The following is a 7,979-nucleotide window of genomic DNA, read 5'->3' as shown; positions in this document are numbered from 1 at the left end:
GGAACACCGAGTGGCACTGCGTCTCCAGGTCGTACGAGACGATGTTGCCCTGGGCATCCAGCTCGACGCCGGGAATCTTCTTGCTCCCGCGCTCGCGCGGACCCACGCCGGAGAGGAAGAGCAGGTTGCCCACGCGCCGGGCGTGGGGGTAGAGGCCCACCGGCTCCGGGGCCTTCTGGGAATCGACCCGGTCGCTCATAGCTTCACGCACACGTTCTTGGGCTCGGTGAAGAAGCGCAGCGCGTCCCAGCCCCCCACGCGGCCCACGCCCGAGTCCTTCACCCCGCCGAAGGGCGTCCGCAGGTCGCGCATCATCCAGCAGTTCACCCAGACGATGCCGCTCTCCAGCTTCGCCGCGAAGCGGTGCGCCCGCGTCACGTCCCGCGTCCACACGCTCGCCGCCAGCCCGTAGCGCGTGCTGTTCGCCCAGGCCAGCACCTCCTCCTCCTTGTCGAAGGGGGTGAGCGTGGCCACCGGGCCGAAGATCTCCTCCTGGTTGGTGCGGCACGCCGAGCCCAGGCCCTCGATGAGCGTGGGCTCCACGAACCAGCCCTCGCGGCAGCGCCCCGGCACCTCCGCGCGCCGGCCTCCGGTGAGCACGCGACCTCCCTCCTGCCGGGCGAGGTCGATGCAGTCCATCACCTTCTCGAAGTGCTGCGGGGACACCAGCGCGCCCTGGTCCGTCGAGGGCTCCAGCGGATCTCCCACCTTCAGCGCCCGCGTGCGCTCCACCAGCGCATCCCGGAAGCGCTCATAGAGGGACGACTGCACGAAGATGCGCGAGCCACACAGACAGATCTGTCCCTGGTTGGAGAAGGACGAGCGCACCGTGGTGGCCAGCGCCTCGTCGAAGTCGCAGTCCTCGAAGAGGACGTTGGGGTTCTTGCCGCCCATCTCCAGCGAGAGCTTCTTGAAGACCGGCGCGGCCACGCGGGCGATCTCCGCGCCCGTGCGCGTGCTGCCGGTGAAGGAGATGGCGCGGATGTCCGGGTGGCGGCTCATCGCGGAGCCCACCTTGGAGCCGTAGCCATGGACGATGTTGAGCACGCCCGGAGGCAGGCCCACCTCGCGACACACCTGCGCGAGCAGGTACGCCGTCATCGGCGTCACCTCGGAGGGCTTGGCCACCACGCAATTGCCGATGGCCAGCGCGGGGGCGAGCTTCCAGGTGAGCAGGTAGAGCGGCAGGTTCCACGGCGAGATGCAGCCCACCACGCCCAGGGGCGAGCGCAGCGTGTAGTTGAGGGCCCCGCCGTCCATGACGTGGGCCTCGGTGGAGAACTGCGTCACCGCGTCCGCGAAGAACTCGAGGTTGTGGATGCTGCGGGGAATATCCACCGAGGCGGCCAGCTTCAGCGGCTTGCCCGTGTCGATGGACTCGGCGCGGGCGAAGGCATCGGTCCGGGCGCGAATCGTGTCCGCGACACGGCGCAACAAGCGCGCCCGCTCGGCCGCTGGAGTGGCGGCCCAGGCCGGGAATGCGCTCCGAGCGGCCTCCACCGCCCGCTGGATGTCCGCCTCGTCCGAGTCGGGCACCCGCGCGGAGGGCTTCCCGGTCGCGGGATCCGGCTTGTCGAACCACACCTGGGAGCTCGGGGCCACCAGCTCCCCGCCGATGTAATTGAGGACCTTCTCCACGCGTGAAGCCTCCTCTGGCAAACCGGGCCTCGCATTAGCACGACCCCGGTCGGGTATCACTTCAGGCCGAGCCACGCGGAGCGGCACCGTGCGCTGGAAATAACGAGTCAATAATCGAACATTCCATTTGCATCCGCTTCTCCCAGTCCTCATCCATCTGGTGGACCGGGGGGCCGCCTCTCGTCAGGTGGCGAACCTTGGCCGCGGCAATTTCGTGGATGGGCTCCGAGATGGAGACCTCCATCTCAAGTGTGGGAGTACATCGTGAAGGCCGTCCTTCAGCACATCAGCGTCCGTCAGTCCGGTTTCGCCAGGCATTCCTTCTTCGATGGACTTCGTCAGGACCAACCCTTGGAGCAGGCGCTCGCATTCGCCCCTCGCCTGGCGTTCTGGGTGATGAGCTTCCAGGAAGTGCTCCGCCTCAACGCGCAGCGGGTACAGGACCCGGAGCTCAAGCCGCTCATGCTCCGCCATCGCGCCGAGGAGCGTGGCCATGACGACTGGTTCTTCGAGGACGTCGCCGTGCTGATGGGGCGCCCCTTGAGCGTTGACGACTTGTGGAGCCGCGCGCACGAGAGCACCCGGAATGCCAGCTATGACCTCCTGCGCGAGGTGCTCCGCCCGCTGGATGACCGGCTGCGCGTGGTCCTGGTGCTGGCGCTGGAGTCCACCAGCCACGCCTTCTTCACTCGTACCGCCGCGCTCACCCAGGCCCTGGGCGGCGACAACCGGCTGAAGTACTTCTCCAACTACCACATGGCGGCCGAGGAGCAGCACGAGGTCTTCGAGGAGGAGATGGAGACGAGATTGCACGCCATGGAGCTCACGCCCGCCTTGCGTGACGAGGCCCTCGCGCTGGTGGACCGTATCTACGCGGCCTTCCACTCCATGTTCGACGGGCTGCGCGACGAATCCCGGTCGCCCGTGGCGCACCCCAAGAAGCGCCCGCAGCTGACCGCCATCCCCGAGCCGTCCATGAGCGCCCTGTGCCACTGAGCGCGGAGTCCGCCCGTCCGCCTCACCACTTGAGCCGGTAGACGCAGGCGACGGCGCCCGTCTTCCGGCAGTCCGCGGTCTCGTGCTCAATCTGAAGCACGTAGGAGCCCTTGGGCTGGAAGCGCCCGTAGAGGGCCAGGATGATGCCCTGGTCGAACTCGCAGGGGTAGGGGTTGTCACACACCATCTGGGCGCTGAGCTCCCCCGTGCGTTGATAGCGGTAACTGCCGATGTCGCCGCTGCCTCGATGGTTCATCCGATAGGCCTGGTCGAGCGAGAGCAGGGCCGACTCGAACGAGTCAATCCCAGGCGGGAAGACCGCGTTCTTGGGAATGGCGAGACCGATGGCGCGAGTGGTGTGTGGCCCGACCTGCTTGAGGATGTCGTCGAAGCTGTCGAGCACGGCGCTCATCGGGTACCACTTCTCCGGATCGAGCGAGGCGATCCCATGAGAGGCAAGAACCCGCTGCACCTTGCCCGTGAGGAATTCCATCGCGTCGACCAGGGCCTGAACGCTCCGCCCGTACACCTCGACCTGGCTTGAAGGCGTGTCGCGAGTCATGAAACCCCCTTCCCACTTTCGGGCTCCTCACTCAAGCACGCAGCCGAAGGTCCCCTCAAGACGGAGGCCCACCCGGCAGGACGACATCGGACTGTCGGGATGTTCACTTCTGGAGTCCTGCCCTACCGCTTGCGCCGGTACTCCGTCTCGACGGCCTTCGCCTCCTGGCCCTCGGGGGTGATGTTGTAGTGGGTGATGAGGAGCCGATCCGGCTCGGGCTGCTGGACTTCCGTCCGCCAGCCCCACGGAGGCCCGGGAGGCGCCTCGTAGCCGCCCCGGACTCCGTAGCCCCGGCCCTCGTTCTGCCCCTTGGAGAACATGATGGCCGAGCCGTTGTGGAAGCTGTCCACCCACGCCATCTCGTAACGGTCCGGGTCGAGGTGGTAGCCGTAGATGGCCATTCCCGAGAGCGGCTTGCCCTGGAGCGCGCCCTCGTACTCGTGCACCACGAAGCGGCCCCCCAACGCGGGGCGGATGGTGCCACGGCAGGGCGACTCGTCCGCGAGCTTGTCCGGCTCGAACCAGGTCCTCGTCACTCCCTCCCACTCACCCACGAGCTGGCCCAATCGGTGGTGGATGCCGCCCTCCGCCTTCGAATCCTCGAACGTCCGCCGGGTCATGCGTGCTTCCTCCTCGTGGCGGAGTAGCATGGACGGCCATGACGCAACACCTGCATGAGGAGCTGGCCCGGCTGCTGGACCAGGCACGCCTGGAGGCCCGCGAGATTCAGCCCCTCACCCGGCAGCACCCGGACCTCGCGCTCCGGGACGCCTACGCCATCCAGGCCGAGGGCATCCGGCTGCGCACCGCTCGCGGCGAGCGCGTGGTGGGCCTGAAGATGGGGCTCACCTCCGAGGCCAAGCGCCGGCAGATGAACCTGGACTCGCCCGTGTACGGTGTCCTCACGGATCGCATGCGGGTGCCCGCCGGCGGCACGCTGCGGCTCCAGGGCACCATCCATCCGAAGATCGAACCGGAGATCGCCTTCCGCACCTCGCGCGAGCTGCGCGGCCGCATCACCCGCGAGCAGGCCCTGGACGCGTGCGCGAGCGTCTTCGCGGCCATGGAGATCCTCGACTCGCGCTACCTCGACTTCAAATACTTCTCCCTGCCCGACGTGGTGGCGGACAACTCCTCCTCCTCCCTCTTCGTCCTGGGCACCACCGAGCGTCCCCTCCGCGAGCTGGACCTGCCCCGGCTGGAGATGGTGATGGAGGTGAACGGGGAGCGAGTCCAGGCGGCGCGCTCGGACGCCATCTCGGGAGATCCGCTGCTGTCCGTCGTCCAGCTGTGTGAGCTGCTCGAGCTGCGCGGTGAGTCCCTGCCCGCCGGCAGCATCGTGCTCGCCGGTGCCGCCACCGCGGCCCACATGCTCCGGCCCGGAGATCGGGTCCGCCTCGGCGTGCAGGGGCTGGGAGAGGTCTCCGTCTCCGTCGAGTCCTGAGTGCGTCCGGCACCCACCGTCCCACCAGGGGTCGAAAAATCGCACCTGGAGTGCGATCCAACTCCTCCGCCTACATGCACTCTATAATGAGCGCGAGCTCACCCTGACACCGGACGCGTGGTCAGGTCCCAGGGGGGAGGAGTGCCATGAACGTCGTACTGGTGGATGTGCCCCAAGAGGTCTGTGAGGAGCTGGAGCACAAGCTCCACGAGGAGGGTGCACGCCACGCGGTGCGGTGTCAGGTGCGGCGTGCGCGGGGACTGGACGAGGTGCCCGAGCTGCTGCCCCCCGGCCTGCTGGTGCTGTGGGACGCGGGCGGGGCCCTGGAGGACACACTCGCGCTCTGCCAGCAGCTCCACACCCGGCGCACGCCTTCGCAGTCCCAGCTCGTGGTGCTGACGCGGCGCGGTCCCGAGGAGCTCGACGCGCTGGACGAGGCCGGTGCCGACGAGTGCCTGGCGCCTCCGGGCTCGCGCTGGGGCACGCGGTTGATGGCGCTGGAGCGACGGCTCCAGTCGATGACGCCCTCGTCCTTCCTGGCGGATGGCCGGCACTGGGTGCACACGGAGGCCACGCTCCAGACGCTGCTGGAGCTCACCCTCGCCGAGTCCGGACCCGACTTCTTCCAGTCCCTGGTGAAGCAGCTCACCCGGGCGCTCGGTGTCACGTGCGCCCTGGTGGGCGAGCTGGACGGGAACACGGTGCGCAAGCTGGCCTGCTTCAACCAGGGCGACTTCTGCGAGCTGCCGCCCTACGCGCTCGCCGGGACGCCGTGCCAGCTCACCGTCAATCAGAGCCTCTGCCACTACCCGGACGGCGTGGCCGCGCGCTTCCCCGAGGACACGATGCTGCACGAGCAGGGCCTGCGCAGCTACCTGGGCGTGGCCCTGAAGGACTCGCGGGGTCAGCCCATCGGCGTGCTGGCCATCCTGCATGACAAGCCGCTCGAGGCGAGGCCGTTGGACTACGCGCTGGTGGGCGCCTTCGCCGTGCGCGCGGGCGCCGAGCTGGAGCGGCTGCGCGCCCGCACCGAGCTGGAGCGCTCGAAGGATATGCTCCAGCGCACGCTCGACGCCGTGCCGGACCCGCTCCTGGTGAAGGACCGGGCACACCGCTGGGTGGCCATGAACAGCGCCTTCGGCCGGCTCATGGGGCGCCCCGTGGAGCAGCTGCTCGGCGGGACGGACCACGACTTCCTCTCCTCGAGCGAGGCGGAGACCTTCTGGAACCAGGACGAGCAGGTCTTCGCCACCGGCCAGGCCCACGAGTCCGAGGACTCCTTCACCGACAACACCGGCCAGCTCCGCGCGCTCGTCACCAAGAAGGCGCTCTTCAGCGGCCTGGGGGGTCGCCCGCTGCTCATGGTGCTGAGCCGGGACGTCACCGACCGCAAGCGGCTGGAGTCGCAGTTGCGGCTGGCGGACCGCATGGCGTCCGTGGGGACGCTGGCCACGGGCGTGGCGCATGAGATCAACAACCCGCTCACCTTCGTCTCCGCCAACCTCAACTTCCTGGAGGAGCAGCTCACCCAGATGATGCTGGCGCCCGAGTCGATGCCCGAGTTGCGCGAGGTGGTCTCCGAGACGCGCGAGGGCGTGGGCCGCATCCGCGAGCTCGTCCAGGACTTGAAGGCCTTCGCGCGCTCGGACGAGGAGCGCAGTGGCCCGGTGGACGTGCACCGCGTGGTGGACGGGGCGCTGAGGCTGATGCGCAGCGCGCTGAGGCACCGCACCCAGGTGGTGCGCGCGTTCGGCGAGGTGCCGCTCGTGCGCGGCAACGAGGCGCGCCTGGGACAGGTGCTCGTCAACCTGCTGGTGAACGCGGTGCAGGCGCTGCCCGCGCGCCACCCCGACGACAACCGCATCCAGGTGTCCACGTGGCACGAGGGGCCGCACCACGTGGTGCTGGAGGTGCAGGACAACGGGCAGGGCATACCTCCGGACATCCAGCGGCACATCTTCGAGCCCTTCTTCACCACCAAGCCGGTGGGCGTGGGCACGGGCCTGGGGCTCGCCATCTGCAACACCATCGTCCAGTCCATGGGCGGGCAGATCGACGTGCGCAGCGAGCCGGGCCAGGGCACCGCCTTCCGGCTGAAGCTGCCCATCCTGCGCGAAGAGGGCACGGCGCACTCGCTCGCGCGGACGGGCTCGGTGGCCCTGCCTCAGTAGCGCGCCCTACCCGGGAGCGGGCCCGTCCTCGGGCTCGTCTCCGAAGAGCACTCCGACGTTCCAGGCGATCGCGTCGAAGGGCTCGGCACGGACCGTCTCCCCTCGCGCGGCCGTCAATACCGCGAGGTACCCGGCTTCCTGCCAGCGGTACACGGTGAGGACCTCCGTCTCCGGGTCCACCTGCCAGTAGTGGGGCACGCCCAGCCGGTGATAGGTGCGGAACTTCGTCACCAGGTCATGGTGCGCATTGCTCCGAGACAGCACCTCGCACACCCAATCCGGACGCAGCCGGACCGGACGCTCGGAGGTCGGCGTGGGCATGCGCTCGCGGCGCCACCCCGAGATGTCGGGGCGGTACACCTGCCCTGGCTCCAGCTCCACCTCCACCTCGGGCAGGAGCCACCAGCCACCCGGCACGCCTCCACCGCCTCGGCGGTGAAAGGCCGGGCCCAGCACGACAATCACCCCGCCCTGGGCCAGCGCATGAGGGGCGCTCGGCGACGCCTTCTCCACGAGGTATCCGTCGATGATTTCCGCAGCCCGCTCATTCGGCAGGGCGAGCAGATCCTCCGCCTTCGCCTGCCCACGCACGGGACGGGTGGAAGGCTGGGGAGTCCTCATGCCTGGCTCGAGCGGGCGCATGAAAACAGTGTCATCGCCCGCCCCCGGTTTTGCCAGGGAAAGCGGGCGGGCACCTGTTCCCCTGTCTACTCGCCGCGGTAGACGCCGATGGCACCCGGGCGGCCGCTCTCCTCGCCGCCGAAGGCCACCAGCAGCCGGCGCTCGGGGCCCGTGCCCGCGGACTGGATGTCCCAGACGGGGTGGTCCGCGAGCGGACCGAGTGCCTTGCCGTAGCGCATCACCGTGTCCCCCTTCAGCCGGGTAAGCCCACCGCCCCAGCGGTGACCGGCCCAGACGCTGTCGTCGCTCGGGTCGCGCGCCACCGAGGACACGAAGCGATCCGCCCCCGTGCCGAGCGCGTACTGCTGGACCACTCCCTTCGCGTCCATCCGCGCCAGCCCCCAGGCGAAGGAGCCCACCCACACCGAGCCATCCGGCATCAGCGCCATGCCGGACACCACGTCATCCACCCGGTCCTTGGGGCCGGGAATCCCCACCTCGTCCACCTTGTCCGGCCAGACGTCGATGCGGTTCTTGATGGCGGAGC

The 7,979-nt window shown here is 69.1% G+C and carries 8 protein-coding genes and 1 pseudogene; 3 read left to right on the top strand and 6 right to left on the bottom strand.

Annotation, left to right across the window (positions count from 1 at the left end):
- The coding region (locus VF794_RS40545) for a RidA family protein (RefSeq protein WP_414641020.1) at positions 1 to 199 on the bottom strand (199 nt) is incomplete at its 3' end.
- Positions 196 to 1,638: an aldehyde dehydrogenase gene (locus tag VF794_RS40540; RefSeq protein WP_331119231.1), complete on the bottom strand. Its 1,443-nt coding sequence runs from the start codon at positions 1,636 to 1,638 to the stop codon at positions 196 to 198. The genes VF794_RS40545 and VF794_RS40540, both read right to left, overlap by 4 nt.
- A gap of 264 nt (positions 1,639 to 1,902) precedes the next feature.
- On the opposite strand from VF794_RS40540, the gene VF794_RS40535 reads away from it, so the two are divergent.
- A complete protein-coding gene (locus VF794_RS40535) occupies positions 1,903 to 2,634 on the top strand; it encodes a hypothetical protein (RefSeq protein ID WP_331119229.1) in 732 nt (243 codons plus the stop codon).
- 22 nt (positions 2,635 to 2,656) lie between these two features.
- On the opposite strand, the gene VF794_RS40530 is transcribed toward VF794_RS40535, so the two are convergent.
- Together VF794_RS40530 and VF794_RS40525 are read right to left on the bottom strand one after the other, a co-directional pair.
- Positions 2,657 to 3,196, bottom strand: a complete 540-nt coding sequence (locus VF794_RS40530) for a hypothetical protein (RefSeq protein ID WP_331119227.1) — start codon at positions 3,194 to 3,196, stop codon at positions 2,657 to 2,659.
- Between the two features lie 122 nt (positions 3,197 to 3,318).
- Positions 3,319 to 3,816, bottom strand: coding sequence for a DUF1579 domain-containing protein (locus VF794_RS40525; protein WP_331119225.1), 498 nt, complete (start codon positions 3,814 to 3,816; stop codon positions 3,319 to 3,321).
- A 38-nt stretch (positions 3,817 to 3,854) separates the two neighbouring features.
- Between VF794_RS40525 and VF794_RS40520 the strand changes: the two genes are divergently transcribed.
- Together VF794_RS40520 and VF794_RS40515 are read left to right on the top strand one after the other, a co-directional pair.
- Positions 3,855 to 4,640: a 2-keto-4-pentenoate hydratase gene (locus VF794_RS40520; protein ID WP_331119223.1), complete on the top strand. Its 786-nt coding sequence runs from the start codon at positions 3,855 to 3,857 to the stop codon at positions 4,638 to 4,640.
- A 146-nt stretch (positions 4,641 to 4,786) separates the two neighbouring features.
- Positions 4,787 to 6,811: an ATP-binding protein gene (locus VF794_RS40515; RefSeq protein ID WP_331119221.1), complete on the top strand. Its 2,025-nt coding sequence runs from the start codon at positions 4,787 to 4,789 to the stop codon at positions 6,809 to 6,811.
- 6 nt (positions 6,812 to 6,817) lie between these two features.
- Here VF794_RS40515 and VF794_RS40510 read toward each other — a convergent pair whose 3' ends face one another.
- A complete protein-coding gene (locus VF794_RS40510) occupies positions 6,818 to 7,432 on the bottom strand; it encodes a Uma2 family endonuclease (RefSeq protein ID WP_331119219.1) in 615 nt (204 codons plus the stop codon).
- An 86-nt stretch (positions 7,433 to 7,518) separates the two neighbouring features.
- Positions 7,519 to 7,979 (bottom strand): annotated as a pseudogene (locus VF794_RS40505) (hypothetical protein); the annotation flags it as partial.

The sequence above is a fragment of the Archangium sp. genome, assembly GCF_036389735.1.
GTDB lineage: Bacteria > Myxococcota > Myxococcia > Myxococcales > Myxococcaceae > Archangium.
Note: the sequence above shows the minus strand (reverse complement) of the source record. Positions and strands in the feature narration are given on the sequence as shown.

Excerpts from the sequence above, each read along its gene's own strand:
- VF794_RS40530 (WP_331119227.1), bottom strand. The coding sequence starts at position 3,196 with ATGACTCGCGACACGCCTTCAAGCCAGGTCGAGGTGTACGGGCGGAGC.
- VF794_RS40525 (WP_331119225.1), bottom strand. The coding sequence starts at position 3,816 with ATGACCCGGCGGACGTTCGAGGATTCGAAGGCGGAGGGCGGCATCCAC.
- VF794_RS40520 (WP_331119223.1), top strand. The coding sequence starts at position 3,855 with ATGACGCAACACCTGCATGAGGAGCTGGCCCGGCTGCTGGACCAGGCA.
- VF794_RS40515 (WP_331119221.1), top strand. The coding sequence starts at position 4,787 with ATGAACGTCGTACTGGTGGATGTGCCCCAAGAGGTCTGTGAGGAGCTG.
- VF794_RS40510 (WP_331119219.1), bottom strand. The coding sequence starts at position 7,432 with ATGAGGACTCCCCAGCCTTCCACCCGTCCCGTGCGTGGGCAGGCGAAG.